Origin of the sequence: Streptomyces sp. NBC_00683, from assembly GCF_036226745.1 — a bacterium.
GTDB lineage: Bacteria > Actinomycetota > Actinomycetes > Streptomycetales > Streptomycetaceae > Streptomyces.
The window spans coordinates 3,889,082-3,902,144 of sequence record NZ_CP109013.1; the positions used below are offsets into that span (position 1 = coordinate 3,889,082).

General features: G+C 70.0%; 13 protein-coding genes. 9 read left to right on the forward strand and 4 right to left on the reverse strand.

Annotation, left to right across the window (positions count from 1 at the left end):
* Positions 1-228 precede the first annotated feature (228 nt).
* From sigK to OG257_RS17320, 4 genes are all read left to right on the forward strand, one after another.
* Positions 229-819, forward strand: a complete 591-nt coding sequence (sigK, locus tag OG257_RS17305; RefSeq protein ID WP_443054420.1) for an ECF RNA polymerase sigma factor SigK — start codon at positions 229-231, stop codon at positions 817-819.
* Entirely contained in the window at positions 816-1,637 is an 822-nt protein-coding gene (locus tag OG257_RS17310) for an anti-sigma factor (protein WP_329208611.1), read from the forward strand. Before sigK ends, OG257_RS17310 begins: the two co-directional genes overlap by 4 nt.
* Positions 1,638-1,829: 192 nt before the next feature.
* Positions 1,830-2,240 carry a hypothetical protein gene (locus OG257_RS17315; protein ID WP_329208612.1) on the forward strand — a complete coding sequence of 137 codons (411 nt, stop codon included), beginning with the start codon at positions 1,830-1,832 and terminating at the stop codon, positions 2,238-2,240.
* A 125-nt stretch (positions 2,241-2,365) separates the two neighbouring features.
* Positions 2,366-2,791: an ATP-binding protein gene (locus OG257_RS17320; protein ID WP_329208613.1), complete on the forward strand. Its 426-nt coding sequence runs from the start codon at positions 2,366-2,368 to the stop codon at positions 2,789-2,791.
* Between the two features lie 81 nt (positions 2,792-2,872).
* On the opposite strand, the gene OG257_RS17325 is transcribed toward OG257_RS17320, so the two are convergent.
* The 3 genes from OG257_RS17325 to OG257_RS17335 all read right to left on the reverse strand — a co-directional run bounded on the left by OG257_RS17325 (position 2,873) and on the right by OG257_RS17335 (position 4,389).
* Complete coding sequence (locus OG257_RS17325) at positions 2,873-3,190, reverse strand: helix-turn-helix domain-containing protein (RefSeq protein ID WP_329208614.1); 318 nt, start codon at positions 3,188-3,190, stop codon at positions 2,873-2,875.
* Positions 3,187-3,567 (reverse strand): type II toxin-antitoxin system RelE/ParE family toxin, encoded by a 381-nt coding sequence (locus OG257_RS17330; protein WP_329208615.1) that lies wholly within the window; start codon positions 3,565-3,567, stop codon positions 3,187-3,189. Before OG257_RS17330 ends, OG257_RS17325 begins: the two co-directional genes overlap by 4 nt.
* 84 nt (positions 3,568-3,651) lie before the next feature.
* On the reverse strand, positions 3,652-4,389 hold the full coding sequence (locus OG257_RS17335; protein ID WP_329208616.1) for an NIPSNAP family protein: 738 nt from the start codon (positions 4,387-4,389) through the stop codon (positions 3,652-3,654).
* Between the two features lie 95 nt (positions 4,390-4,484).
* On the opposite strand from OG257_RS17335, the gene OG257_RS17340 reads away from it, so the two are divergent.
* Both OG257_RS17340 and OG257_RS17345 read left to right on the forward strand, forming a co-directional pair.
* Positions 4,485-5,471, forward strand: a complete 987-nt coding sequence (locus tag OG257_RS17340; protein WP_329208617.1) for a helix-turn-helix transcriptional regulator — start codon at positions 4,485-4,487, stop codon at positions 5,469-5,471.
* A gap of 137 nt (positions 5,472-5,608) precedes the next feature.
* A complete protein-coding gene (locus OG257_RS17345) occupies positions 5,609-6,649 on the forward strand; it encodes a LacI family DNA-binding transcriptional regulator (protein ID WP_329208618.1) in 1,041 nt (346 codons plus the stop codon).
* A 30-nt stretch (positions 6,650-6,679) separates the two neighbouring features.
* Here OG257_RS17345 and OG257_RS17350 read toward each other — a convergent pair whose 3' ends face one another.
* Positions 6,680-9,460 (reverse strand): glycosyl hydrolase, encoded by a 2,781-nt coding sequence (locus OG257_RS17350; protein ID WP_329208619.1) that lies wholly within the window; start codon positions 9,458-9,460, stop codon positions 6,680-6,682.
* 243 nt (positions 9,461-9,703) lie between these two features.
* On the opposite strand from OG257_RS17350, the gene OG257_RS17355 reads away from it, so the two are divergent.
* From OG257_RS17355 to OG257_RS17365, 3 genes are all read left to right on the forward strand, one after another.
* Positions 9,704-11,005, forward strand: coding sequence for an ABC transporter substrate-binding protein (locus OG257_RS17355; RefSeq protein WP_329208620.1), 1,302 nt, complete (start codon positions 9,704-9,706; stop codon positions 11,003-11,005).
* A gap of 153 nt (positions 11,006-11,158) precedes the next feature.
* Complete coding sequence (locus OG257_RS17360) at positions 11,159-12,130, forward strand: carbohydrate ABC transporter permease (protein WP_329208621.1); 972 nt, start codon at positions 11,159-11,161, stop codon at positions 12,128-12,130.
* Positions 12,127-13,032 carry a carbohydrate ABC transporter permease gene (locus OG257_RS17365; protein ID WP_329208622.1) on the forward strand — a complete coding sequence of 302 codons (906 nt, stop codon included), beginning with the start codon at positions 12,127-12,129 and terminating at the stop codon, positions 13,030-13,032. The genes OG257_RS17360 and OG257_RS17365 overlap by 4 nt, the downstream gene beginning before the upstream one ends.
* Positions 13,033-13,063: the final 31 nt, after the last annotated feature.

Consider the following 13,063-nt stretch of genomic DNA (forward strand, 5'->3'; position numbering starts at 1 on the left):
ACGCGAGGTGGGAGCGCAATATGGGAGCGCTCCCACAGCATTGTGGGGGCGGATCGCCTGTTCCGCCAGGGTCATGACAGAGAATGCGGCGACGGTCCGGGCAGGCCTTGCCCCGCGACCGGAATTCACCGCTTCGATACACATACAGAGCCTTCGTGGCCATTGGGTGCTTATATCGCTCAGGGAGCGGTCGCCGTGCCCACGTCGACAGGTCAGCGAGGTGTCCAGGTGCAATCCGCCGATCGCGGAGGGGAAGTCGGGCAGCAGACGGAGGAGCCCGATCTGGACCAGCTCATGCTCTGGACCGCCGAAGGGGACCGGGAGGCCTTCACCGGCGTCTACGACAGGGCCGCCGGGCCCGTGATGGGCCTCGTTCACCGGGTGCTGCGGGATGCGGCGCAGTCGGAGGAGGTGGTCCAGGACGTGCTGCTCGAAGTGTGGCGTACGTCCGGCCGGTTCAAGCCCGAGCGCGGCAGCGCGATGACCTGGATCATGACCCTGGCGCACCGCAGGGCGGTGGACCGCGTACGGGCGGCACAGGCCGGCGCGGACCGCGAGCGCAAGGCCGCGTTGCTGAACTCCGGGACGCCCTTCGACGAGGTGACCGAGCGGGTGGAGACCCATCTGGAGTGGCAGCAGGTGCGCCGCTGCGTACGCGCCCTCACCGACATCCAGCGCGAGTCCGTGACCCTGGCCTACTACGGAGGGCTCACCTGCAAGGAAGTGGCGCAGTCACTGTCCGTGCCGCTGGGGACGGTCAAGACCCGCTTGCGGGACGGACTGATCCGGCTGCGCGACTGCCTGGGAGCGAAACCGTGAGCCACGTGGACCCGCACGAGTCGTCCGGCGCCTACGCCCTGCACGCACTCACCGAGGACGAACGCCTGGACTTCGAGCGACATCTGGAGTGGTGCGCGTCCTGCAGCCGGGAGGTCGCCGAGCTGCAGGCCACGGCCGCACTGCTGGGGCGGGCGACGGCGGTGACGCCGCCCGCCGCCCTGCGGGAGGAGATCCTGCGCAAGGTGGCCGACACACCGCAGGAGACGCGGGAGACACCCGGCCCGCACGAGGTACCCAGGCCCCACGAGGCGCCCGGACCGCACGAGGCATCCGGGCCGCAGGAGGTGCCCTTGCCGCAGGCCGACGGTACGGCCCGCCAGGCGCGGCAGCTCCCGCGCCTGGCGCTCGCGGCCTCCGTGGCGGCCGTCCTGGCAGCCGTCGGCGTCGCCACGTGGCAGCACCGGGAAGCGGAGGACGCCCGCGCGGCGACCCAGCGGGCACAGGAGCGGCAGGACAACGTGGCGCGGGTGCTCACGGCTCCCGACGTACAGGTCGAGACGCAGGAGCTGCGCGGCGGCGGCACAGCCACGGTCGCCGTGTCACGCAGCGAGGACGCGGCCACGCTTGCCGTGTCCGGGCTGCCGCAGCTTCCTGCGGACAAGGTCTACGAGGCCTGGTTCATCGAGGACGGAACGCCCGTGCCTGCCGGACTGCTCAGCCGGAACCCGGGGCGTCAACTGTCCCTGCTGGAAGGGCCGGTGGACGATGCCACAGCGGTGGCCCTGTCCGTCGAACCGGCCGGAGGGTCCCCGCAGCCCACCACCGTCCCGTTCGGCTCGGTCGATCTCCCGGCCTGAGACGGGCAACTGAACATTTTTCGCGATTCACCCCAAACCTTCTCCCCGGTGCCTCCGAATCCCTTGTGTAAAGCCACTCACGGCCTCGGTGCCGTATCCGAATCCGACCAGACCGGGAACCGAATTCCCGGACTGAATGCGGGAGTACACCGCTGACGCGGGTGGCCGACCAGCGAGAGGAAGGTGAGTCCGATGACTGTTTCCGTCCGAGTCCGCCGCCTGGTGGCCGGAGCCGCGACAGCCGGCCTGCTGGCCGGTGGTGCCGCCCTGGGCGCCGCCGGGACAGCGACCGCTGCCCCCGCCCCCACGGCCGCGACCTCGTCCGTCACCGGCGACCACGACCACAACGACCGCTGCACCTGGAAGAAGGGGCACTGGGAGAAGAAGTGGGTCAAGGGCCACTGGGAGAAGAAGTGGCACAAGGAGTACCGCTCGCACCACAAGAGCTGGCACCCCGCCTACAAGGACCACCACGGCAAGTCGCACGCCGGCTACTGGCAGCACGACGGCAAGCTGCACAAGGGCCACTGGAAGAACGTCTACGTCCCCGGCCACTGGGACACGCACTGGGTCAAGGGCCACTGGAACTGCCACCACAGGTGAGCGATCCGCATCCCCTCCGCTCAGAACGGGGTTCCCGGGCCGAGGCCCGGGAACCCCGTCGTCCACTCCGGCACCACTCCGTCCGGCGTCCCGCAAGGACGCCGCGTCCTCATCGGGACACCGTCATGACCACAACGACCGCACCCCCACCCGTCACGCCCGGCCGGCTGGGCACGCAGACCATCCCCCTGCCGACCGGCCCGGAAGCCCCCTCGCACGCACGCCGGGCAGCCGTCGCCTTCCTCCACCGGATCTGGCCCTCGCTCGACCCGGGCCGCCGTGACGACGTCCTGCTGATCGTGTCCGAGCTGGTCACCAACGCGGTCCGGTACGCCCCCGGGCCCAGCACCCTGACCCTGACCACCGCCGCAGGCACCCTGGACATCGCGGTGACCGACTGTTCCTGCGCCCCACCGGCCCCGCGTGCCCCGGATCTGACCGACGGCACCGGCGGCATGGGCCTGCACATCGCGGAGGACCTGGGAGCCCGGGTGTTCACCGAGCCGCTCGCGGACGGCAAGTGCGTGCACGCGGCCTTCAACGACGCCTGACGATGCTCAGCGACGGCGGCGCCGATCACCTCGGAGAGCCGAGCGAACCAGATGCCCGGACGCATCCAGGTTGCGCTCGGCTCAGGCGATGACGACGCGGGACCCGTTGAAGTTGGCGACGATTTCCAACTCGCCACCCAACGCGGCGATGTAGGCCGCGATCGTCCCCACCTCGGCGGAAGTCGTCCGACCGCGCTCAATGGCCGACACACGTTCCTGCCTCACGTGCAGGCGTTCAGCCATCTCGGTCTGTGTAAGCCCGAGTTCCTTGCGCATCTCGACCAGGCGATGCGCACGGGCCTCCGCCACCATCCGGCGGGCGCCTCGGTCGATCGCTTCGAGATCCTCGGCGTCGAAGACCTCGTGCTTCACGTCGTCCCAGGAATGGAAAGTACTCATTCGGGCTTGCCCTTCCGCCGTTCTGCCACGTGTGTGAGCCACTCGCCGTACCGCTCTTCGGCGACGGGGACCGACCTGCGGTACCAGTCTGCCCATCGTCCCGATTTATCTCCGACCACCAAGAGGACTGCGCTGCGCTCAGGGTCGAAGACGAACAGGATGCGGATCTCGCTGCTCCCGCTCGACCCAGGTCTGAGCTCCTTGAGGTTGTGCAGCGACGCACCCTTGATCCTGTCCACCAGGGGACGCCCCAGATCAGGCCCCTCCTCGACAAGGGCCTGAATCGCCTGTCCGACCAGCCGAGCTGTTGCGCGGTCCTCCTTCCTCAAGCAGAGCAGCCACTCGCGGACCTCGCCCACCATCTCAAGGCGCCACATACTGGGCGCCTGTTGCGCCGATGATGAGCAGCCTGCACCCGAATGGGTGACTTGCCTGGCAGAGACACCCTCGGACGAGACAGATCAGGCAATGGCCGAGCGGCTTGTCGGCGCCAGCCGCAGTACCTGGGGCACCGCGGTCTGTTCACTCTCGATGCCTGGCAGGATCTCGTCCCGTGCGAGGGGATCGGCGCGTACGTCGGCGAGGTGCTGTCGGCAGGCGCTCTCGTCCGGGTACGAGGTGAAGACCGCGACGACGTTCTCTCCGGTGCGGACGGGCAGTGCGGCGAACGTGTTGTGCGCCGGCTCCGTCATGAGGGCGGCGAACGGCTCGTGGCCCGTCCTGCGGAGGACGGGCAGGAGACCGTCCCGGATCAGCGCGACGCCGTCGTGCCGTCCGGGAGGGAAGGACCACACGGTGCCGGACACGAACCGCTCCGGTGCCGGCGCACCGACCGGGGGCCGCCCGGACGGGACGGCGAAGGCGTTCCCGTCCGACAGGGAACGCAGCAGCAGGACGTTGTCCGAGTCGCTCATGGTGGCGTTGGCCCGGGGCCCGTGCTCGGCCCAGACGGGGCCGCCGTAGAAGGCCGTCAGAGCGCGGTGTCGTGCCGTCATGTCACGGAACCCGCGAAGCCAGACGAAGCGGTCCGGGTCGTCGAGGTCCCGGAACTGGCCGAGCACGGACATCCCGGCCACTTCCTGGGTCTCGACGAACTCCTGGTCGAACAGCGCGATGAGTTCGTCGCGCCTCCCGGGGCGCAGCGTGTACTGGCGCAGCTCGATCACTACGAGGTCGGCGAGGGGGTCCGTAGGGGGCACGGCGGGCTCCTGTTCCGTTGTCTTCCGCGGGCGTGGACCGACGGTAGGACGGCCGTGTGCCAGGGCCTGTCAGGGTTTCCGGTGAGAATGTGCCCATGTCTGTCGGTCGGCTGGTGTCGGTGCTCCTGTTGCTGCAGTCCCGCGGGCGCACACCCGCGCAGGGGATAGCCGACGAGCTGGGTGTGTCCGTGCGGACGGCGTACCGCGACCTGGCGCGCCTCCAGGCCGCCGGGGTTCCGGTCCACGCGGAGCCCGGCCGCGCGGGCGGGTACCGGCTGGTGGACGGCTATCGCACCCGCCTGACCGGGTTGAGCCCGGGTGAGGCGCGGGCCGTGTTCTTCGCCGGGCTGCCGGGCGCCGCCGCCGACCTGGGGATCGCGTCGGAGGTGGCGGCGGCACGGCTGAAGCTGCTGGCCGCGCTGCCGGCGGAACTCGGTGAGCAGGCGGCGCGGTCCGCGGCGGTGTTCCACCTGGACGCGCCCGCCTGGTACCGGGAGCCCGAACAGACCCCGTATCTGACCCTGTTCGTCGACGCGGCGCTCACCGGGCGCGTGGTGGAAGTGCGCTACCGCCGCTGGCGCGCACCGCAGGAGGTGTACCGCCGGCTTCGCCCGTACGGCCTGGTCCTCAAGTCCGGTGTCTGGTACCTGGTGGCCGCCGCGGAGGGCCGGACCGGGACCTACCGGATCAGCCAGGTCCTCGACGCGGTGACGGACGACGAACGGTTCGACCGGCCGCGGGACTTCGACCTGGGTGCCTACTGGGCCGGCTACCTCGACGACTTCGAGGCACGCCGCTACACGGGCACGGCCACCGTCCGCCTGTCTCCGCGGGGGCGCCGGCGCCTGCCCGACAACGTCCCCCTGGAGGTGGTGCGGGCGGTCGACTCCACGGCGACCGCCGTCGGCGAGGACGGATGGGTCGAGGCCGTCATCCCGACCGAGAGCACCGCCCACGCGTGCGGCGAGCTGCTGCGTCTCGGTGTCGACGTCGAGGTCGTCGCACCGGACGAGCTGCGCCGGGCCATGGCCGCCACCGTGGGGGTACTCGCCCGGATGTACGGACTCCACGCGGACGGGTGAGGACCGGGGACACCGGCGTCCCGGAACACCGATTGGAAGCGCTCTCAGTCTGCTGACCGGCCCCGGCGCTAGGCTGTAGGCGATCCGGCGGTGCCACGTCTGCCCGTGCCGCCGCCCAGCAACGAGGAGCGCCCGCCTTGGCCGAGCAGCATCCCGGGTCCCGGCCCACCCTGGAAGCCGTCGCGGCGCTCGCGGGTGTCTCCCGGGCCACCGCGTCCAGGGTCGTCAACGGGGGCGAGGGCGTCCGCAAACCGCTGGTCGACAAGGTGCTCCGGGCCGTCGACGAGCTCGGGTACATCCCCAACCACGCCGCCCGGACACTCGTCACCCGGCGGACCGGGGCGGTGGCCGTGGTCATCGCGGAGCCGGAGATCCGGATCTTCTCGGACCCGTTCTTCTCCCAGCAGCTCCGCGGCATCAGCAAGGAGCTGGCCGCCCACGACACCCAGCTGGTGCTGCTGATCGTGGAAGGGCCCGCGGACTTCGAACGGATCGCGCGCTATCTGTCCGGCGGCCATGTCGACGGGGCCCTCGCGTTCTCGTTGCACACCGACGACCCGCTGCCCGCGATCACCCGGCGGGCCGGGATTCCGACGGTGTACGGCGGGCGGCCGAGCTGGACCGCGGCCCCGGGCGATCAGGCCGTGCCGTACGTGGACGCCGACAACCGGGGCGGGGCGCGGGTGGCCGTGCAGTACCTGCGTGATCTGGGGCGGGAGCGGATCGCGTACATCGGGGGGCCGCCCGACCAGACCTCGTCGATGGACCGCCTCGACGGCTACCGGGACATCCTGCTGGAGATGGACCCGACGCTCGTCGCCGAGGGGGCGTTCACCGTGGAGAGCGGAGCGCGGGCGATGTCGGAACTGCTGGAGCGGCGGCCCGATCTGGACGCGGTGTTCGCGGCCAACGACCTGATGGCCACGGGTGCGCTGCGGGTGCTGCGCGAGCACGGGATCACGGTGCCCGGGCAGGTGGCACTCGTCGGATTCGACGACATGGACTCGGTGGCCGAGGTCTGCGACCCGCCGCTGACCACCGTCCGCCAGGACATCGAGGGCCAGGGCCGGCTGATGGCCCGGCTGCTGCTGCGCGGTCTGCACAAGGACCGTGCGGGGGCGGGCGCCCCCGACTCGGTGATCACGCCGACCACACTCGTACGGCGGGCCTCGGCCTGAGAGGCCGGGACCCGCCGCACAGGGTCACGCTCAGACGTACGGGATCTTCACGACCGCCGCGTCCGTACCGGTCTGCACCTGGGACGTGCCGTTGCCCAGCGCGTTCCAGATCTCCAGACGGACCGTTCCGGCCTTGAGGTTGCCCAGGCTTCCGGTCACCGCCGCGGTGCCCACCGCCTGGGTGTACTCCTCCCACCCCGTGACCGGGTCGGTCGCGAAGTAGCGGAAGGTCTCGACCCGGTCGAACGTGCCGTCACCGGTGAGGTCGTAGCTGACCCTGACCTGCGGGGCGAGCCCGACCTTCGTACCCGCGTCGACCCGGAGGCGGAACGCGGTGGACGCACCCGCCGCGAGAGTCCCGTCGACCTTCTTGACCTCGTAGACCGTCGGCTTGTACGGCGTGCCGTCCCGGTTGACGCCGTCCGCCGAGGCCAGCGTGTCGGCTCCCGCCGCGCCGTCCGTGGCGGTGGTGAGGGTGCCGCCGGACTTCAGCCGGAAGGTGTTGCCGGTGGACGGGCCCGGCTCCTCGGGATCCGGGTCGCCGCCGCCGGCGCCCGTGCCGGTGGCCGTGGAGCGGGCCGGCACGGAGAGCGTCTTGCCGTCGGAGAAGGTGACGGTGCGGGCGGTGGAGTCGTAGTTGTGAGCGGCGTAGGTGCGGACGCCGTTCTTGGCGAAGACGGCGGACGTCGGGATGTTCCCGCTGACCGTCAGATCGGGTGCGCCCAGGGTGTCGAGCGTGGTGATCCAGTGGTACGTGTGCGCCTTGGACTCACCCTGCTCCGGGGTGTAGCCCGCGTTGCCCGCGTCCCACTTGGCCTTCGCCAGGGCCGGATCGGCCAGCGACTCGAACTGCCACAGCAGGTCGCGCCACTCGACGGCCGGTCCACCGTTCTCGCGCTCCATCTCGGCGATGTTGCGCTTGATGGCGGCCTTCTCACGGGCCAGGTGCAGCGAACCCCCAGTGACGGGAAGGACGTTGATGCCGTGGATCTCCTCCGGGTTCGCGGTCCACCAGGTGGAGTACGCGCCGCCGCTGCCCCAGACCATGCCGACCGTGTCGTGGCCGAAGGAGCCGGGGAAGACCTGCTGGTCGGCGTCGAACCAGTACTGCGTGATCGCTTCCGACTCGGTGGTCAGCAGGTAGCTGCCGAGGTCGCGCAGCCCGGTGTCACCCGTCGCCGCACCCCACAGGACGAGGCCCGCGCTGAGGTTGATGGACTCCGACGAGGACTCCTGGTTGTTGCCCGCCGCGAAGCCCTGGTGGCCGGAGGCCCAGCTGTGGCCCGCGTAGACGTCGAAGCCGCGCAGGAACGGGTACGCGGCGTCCGTGCGGCTGGGGTTGGCGGTGTCGCGGACCAGGGTCTTGACCATGGTGCCCCAGGCGGAGTCGGCGGCCCATGCCTGGTCGTACTGGGCGACGATCGCCGCCGCGTACACGTAGTAGCTGTAGTGGAAGTGGTGGTCATTGAGCTCGGTGTCGCTGCCGTACGAGGCCGGGTAGCCGGTGAGCGTCTTCCAGTCCTTGTCGTAGCTGAACTCGCTCGCCCCGCCTGCCGTGAACCACTCCTGGAGCCGGCCCTTCATCAGGCCGAGGAGCTTGTCCCGGATGCCCGTCTGGCCGATCTGGTCGGCGACGGGCACCAGCTGGGCGAGGCGGCCGAGCGCCTTGCCGGTCCAGTACGTGTCACTGGCCCCGGAGAACGGGTCGGAGGCGTTCGCCACCTCGTTCAGGTATCCGGTCAGCCGGGCCTTGTCGACCCCGCTCGACGCGGGCAGGGCGGGCAGCACGCCCTGGTTCTTCTGGCTGGTGGTGAAGGAGGCGGACTCCCGCACCTTCATGGTGCCGCGCGGGGAGACGTACGTGTACGGCGTGAGCGCGTCGGAGGTGTGCAGCCACTGGTGGCGGTACAGCGCCTGGACCGTGCCGCGTTCGGTGCCCTCCTTGGCCTCCGTGGTCAGGCTGTAGGTCGCCCTGACCGTGCCGCCGGTGGACTCCCAGGCCACCTTGGAGCCGGTGACGAAGCTGAAGGCGTACTTCCGGTAGGTCGCGAGCGCGTCCGTGGACGGCAGCACGGCGAGCGAGAAGTAGTCCTTGCCGCCGAGCCCGGCGGTGATCGCCGTGCCGGAGACGTTCCAGTCGCTGCCGGTCGGGGCGAACAGCGCGTAGTGGTGGCCTGCGACCGTGATGCCGAGGACGTTGCCGTTGTCCGCGAAGACGGTGGGGGTGCCGGCCGTGGTGATCCGGGCGTCGCCGCCGGAGCCCTTGGCGTACACGAAGGGCATGCCGTGCCCGATGGTCGTGCGCAGGGTGCGGGTGCCGTCCGACCAGTAGGGGGTGACGGTCCAGTCGGACCAGTCGTCGGCCTTGGTGTCCGGGGAGTTGAGGCCGTTGAGTCCGACGGTGAGGTCGGCCTTGTGCGCGTACTCGTACTGGCGGCCGTCGCCGACGACCGCGGGTGCGGTCGGGTAGCCGACCTCCAGGCCGCCCGAGGTGGCCTGGTAGGTGAGCGGGTGCCCGTACATCGGGGTGGAGTACGGGTTGTCGCCGTAGCGCTGGTAGGCGAGGGAGGACCACCAGTCGTTGGTGGGGACCGGCTTGTCCTTCGCCGCCGCGGTGAGCTTGGGCGTGACGGGGGCGCCCGTGTTGGTGGTGGGTCCGGAGGTACCGGCAGGGCGGCTGTCGGTGTAACTGCCGGAGCCGGCGGGGATGGTGGCGGCTGCCGCCGGGGAAGCGGCGGGACCCAGAGCCACGGCGGCCAGGGCGAGGGCCAGGACCGTCGCCGCGGCAGATCTGGAGAGGTTGGCTTGCATGGGCAGCACCTCGGAGTCATGGGGGGCGGGAGCGTTTTCGAGAGCGCTCTCAAGTGCCAAGGAACGTAAAACTTCTGAAACGTAAGTGTCAAGAGAACTCACACAGGCGGTAGTTGGGCGTAACGCGCAGCCGTTATGTGTTCGAGTCTTGACGGCGGGAGAACCCTGAGAGACGCTCCAGACGCAGGTTTTGAGAGCGCTCTCAAAGCGCTCGGTTCATCCCGAAGCCAAGGGAGGCTTCCCATGCCCATCGCCCGAGCCGCCAAGAGAGCCACCGTCCGCCTCGGCGCGGTCGTCCTCGCCGGAACGCTCCTCGCCGCCTGTGGATCCGGCACTTCGGACTCCTCCGACAGTGCGAACGGGAAGGTCACGCTGACCGTCGACCTCTTCGGATCGTTCGGCTACAAGGAGGCCGGGCTGTACGCGGAGTACGAGAAGCTCAACCCCGGCGTCACCATCAAGCAGAGCGACACCCAGGACGAGGCCGACTACTGGAAGTCGCTGCAGACCCGGCTGGCCGGCGGCGGCGGGCTCGCCGATGTGCAGGGCATCGAGGTGGGCCGGATCGCGTCGATCACCCAGCAGCAGTCCGACAAGTTCGTGGACCTCAAGGAGTTCGGCGCCGACAAGCTCAAGGACCAGTTCGCCGACGCCAAGTGGTCGGCGGCGAACACCAAGGACGGCAAGATCCTCGGCCTCGGCACCGACGTCGGGCCGGAGGCGATGTGCTACCGCACCGACCTGTTCAAGCAGGCCGGGCTGCCCACCGACCGCGCGGAACTCGCCCAGAAGTGGTCCACCTGGGACGGCTACCTGGAGCTCGGCAAGCAGTACAAGAAGAAGGCCCCCGCCAAGAGCGCCTGGCTGGACAGCATCGGCAGCCTCTACGGGATCATGATCGGCCAGGAGAAGGAGCGGTACTACGACGCCTCCGGTGAGCTGATCTACGAGAAGAACCCGGCGGTCAAGCAGGCCTGGGACACCTCGGTCAAGGCTTCCGACGCCGGGCTCAGCGCCAAGCTCGACCAGTGGTCGCCGCAGTGGAACCAGGCGTTCGCCGCCGGGTCCTTCGCCACCATCCCGTGCCCCGCCTGGATGCTCGGCTACATCAAGGGCCAGGCCGGTGACGCGGGCAAGGGCAAGTGGGACATCGCCAAGCTGCCCGGTGGCGCGGGCAACTGGGGCGGCTCCTACCTCTCGGTCCCGCGTGCGGCCGAGCACAAGAAGGAGGCGTACGAGCTGATCAAGTGGCTCACCGCCCCCGAGCAGCAGGCCAAGCTCTTCGAGAAGCAGGGCAACTTCCCGTCCTCGACGGGCGCGATCGAGAAGGTCGCCGCCGCCAAGGACCCGTACTTCACCGACGCGCCGATCGGCCAGATCTTCGGTGACGCGGCGAAGGCGTCCCCGGTCCAGGTGCTGGGTGTGCACGACCAGAACGTGGCCCAGCAGCTGACCAACGCGCTGAGCGAGGTGGAGCGCAAGGGCACCTCGTCGGCCAAGGCGTGGGAGACGGCGAAGAAGGGCGTGGCGAACGTGATCGGCTGACCCCCCGTCACCGCGTCACAAAGGCTGTGACACCCCGTCACCGCCCCGCCGGGGCCGGTCCGTCCGCGCACCACGACGGACCGGCCCCCGCCCCGGCTTCCGTTTCCCTAACGCCCCGACTCCCCCGCCCGCCTCTCCCCGAAGGGCCGCACCGTGACCCTCACCGCAACCGCGAAGGCCGCGCCCCGGGCGCCCGGACCCGGATCCGGAGACGGCCGGACCGCCTCCCTCCGTCGCACCTGGCACAAGCTCTCGCCGTACGCCTTCATCGCCCCCTTCCTCACCCTGTTCGCCGCCTTCGGCCTCTTCCCGCTGCTCTACACGGCGTTCGTCTCGCTCTACCGTGTCGAACTGCAGACGAGCGGCGACATGGAGTGGCGCGGCATCGCCAACTACACGGCGCTGTTCACCGACGAGTACTTCTGGACCTCACTGCGCAACACGTTCACCATCGGCGTGCTGTCCACCGTCCCGCAGCTCGCGATGGCCCTGGGACTCGCGCACCTGCTCAACTACAAGCTGCGCGGGCGCACCTTCATCAGGACGGCGATCCTGCTCCCGTACGCCACCTCGGTGGCCGCCGCGACGCTGGTGTTCGCCCAGCTCTTCGGCCGTGACTTCGGGCTGATCAACTACGCGCTGGGGCTGGTGGGGATCAGCCCCGTGGACTGGCAGACCGGCACGGTCGCCTCGCAGATCGCCGTCTCCACCATCGTCGTCTGGCGCTGGACCGGATACAACGCGCTGATCTACCTGGCGGGCATGCAGTCCATCCCCGGCGAGCTGTACGAGGCCGCGGAGATGGACGGGGCGTCGCGCTGGCGGCAGTTCATCCATGTCACGCTGCCCGGCCTGCGGCCCACGATCGTCTTCACGGTGATCGTGTCGACGATCGGCGCCACCCAGCTGTTCGGGGAGCCGCTGCTCTTCGAGGGGTCCATCTCCGGCGGCATCGCGCACCAGTACCAGACCCTCGGCCTGTACATGTACGAGCAGGGCTGGGGCTTCTTCCACCTGGGCCGGGCCGCCGCCATCGCCTGGGTGATGTTCGTCCTGATCGTGGTGCTCGTCGGGGCCAACGCCCTGGTCGTGCGCCGCCGTGCCCGTAAGGAGGCCGGCCGATGACCACGCTCGCCGCACAGCCGACCGCGCCCGAGACCGTACCGGCCACGACTCCGCCCGGCAGGCCCAGGAGGCCGCGAGGTCCGCGGGGCATGCAGGGCGGCTGGCTCTCCTACCTGATCCTCGGCTTCGCGCTGCTGATCTCGGCGTTCCCGTTCTACTGGACGATCGTCGCCGCCAGCCGGTCCAACGCGGACCTCGCGAAGGTCCCGCCCAGCCTGCTGCCCGGCCCGAACCTCATCAAGAACTTCGATGCGGTGCTGGAGGAGGCGGCGATCGGCAAGGCGCTGCTGAACTCGTTCATCGTGTCCGGCTCCATCACGGTCGGCACCGTGCTGTGCTGCACCCTGGCCGGATTCGCCTTCGCCAAGCTGCGCTTCAAGGGCCGCGGCGCACTGCTCACCCTCACCATCGGCACGATGATGATCCCGCCGCAGCTCGGCGTCATCCCGCTGTTCATGCTGATCGCGGAACTCCAGTGGGTGAACCAGCTCCAGGCCGTGATCCTGCCCGGACTGGTGTCGGCCTTCGGGGTGTTCTTCATGCGTCAGTACCTGGTGCAGTCGCTGCCCGACGAACTGATCGAGGCGGCCCGTGTGGACGGCGCGTCGACCGCGCGCATCTTCTGGTCGATCGTCATCCCGGTCGCCCGTCCCGGCATGGCGGTGCTCGGCATGCTCACCTTCATGACCGCGTGGAACGACTTCTTCTGGCCGATCATCGCGCTGTCCTCGCAGGAGCCGACCGTGCAGGTCGCCCTGCGGCAGCTCGGCGGCGGCTACGTCCACGACCAGTCGGTGATCATGGCCGGCACCCTGCTCGGCACCCTCCCCGTACTGCTGGTCTTCGGCCTGCTCGGCCGGCAGATCGTCGGCGGGATCATGCAGGGAGCCGTCAAGGGCTGAGCCCTCCCCCCACCACCCCACCTCACCTCCT

Excerpts from the sequence above, each read along its gene's own strand:
- OG257_RS17315 (WP_329208612.1), top strand. The coding sequence starts at position 1,830 with ATGACTGTTTCCGTCCGAGTCCGCCGCCTGGTGGCCGGAGCCGCGACA.
- OG257_RS17320 (WP_329208613.1), top strand. The coding sequence starts at position 2,366 with ATGACCACAACGACCGCACCCCCACCCGTCACGCCCGGCCGGCTGGGC.
- OG257_RS17325 (WP_329208614.1), bottom strand. The coding sequence starts at position 3,190 with ATGAGTACTTTCCATTCCTGGGACGACGTGAAGCACGAGGTCTTCGAC.
- OG257_RS17330 (WP_329208615.1), bottom strand. The coding sequence starts at position 3,567 with ATGTGGCGCCTTGAGATGGTGGGCGAGGTCCGCGAGTGGCTGCTCTGC.
- OG257_RS17340 (WP_329208617.1), top strand. The coding sequence starts at position 4,485 with ATGTCTGTCGGTCGGCTGGTGTCGGTGCTCCTGTTGCTGCAGTCCCGC.
- OG257_RS17350 (WP_329208619.1), bottom strand. The coding sequence starts at position 9,460 with ATGCAAGCCAACCTCTCCAGATCTGCCGCGGCGACGGTCCTGGCCCTC.
- OG257_RS17355 (WP_329208620.1), top strand. The coding sequence starts at position 9,704 with ATGCCCATCGCCCGAGCCGCCAAGAGAGCCACCGTCCGCCTCGGCGCG.
- OG257_RS17365 (WP_329208622.1), top strand. The coding sequence starts at position 12,127 with ATGACCACGCTCGCCGCACAGCCGACCGCGCCCGAGACCGTACCGGCC.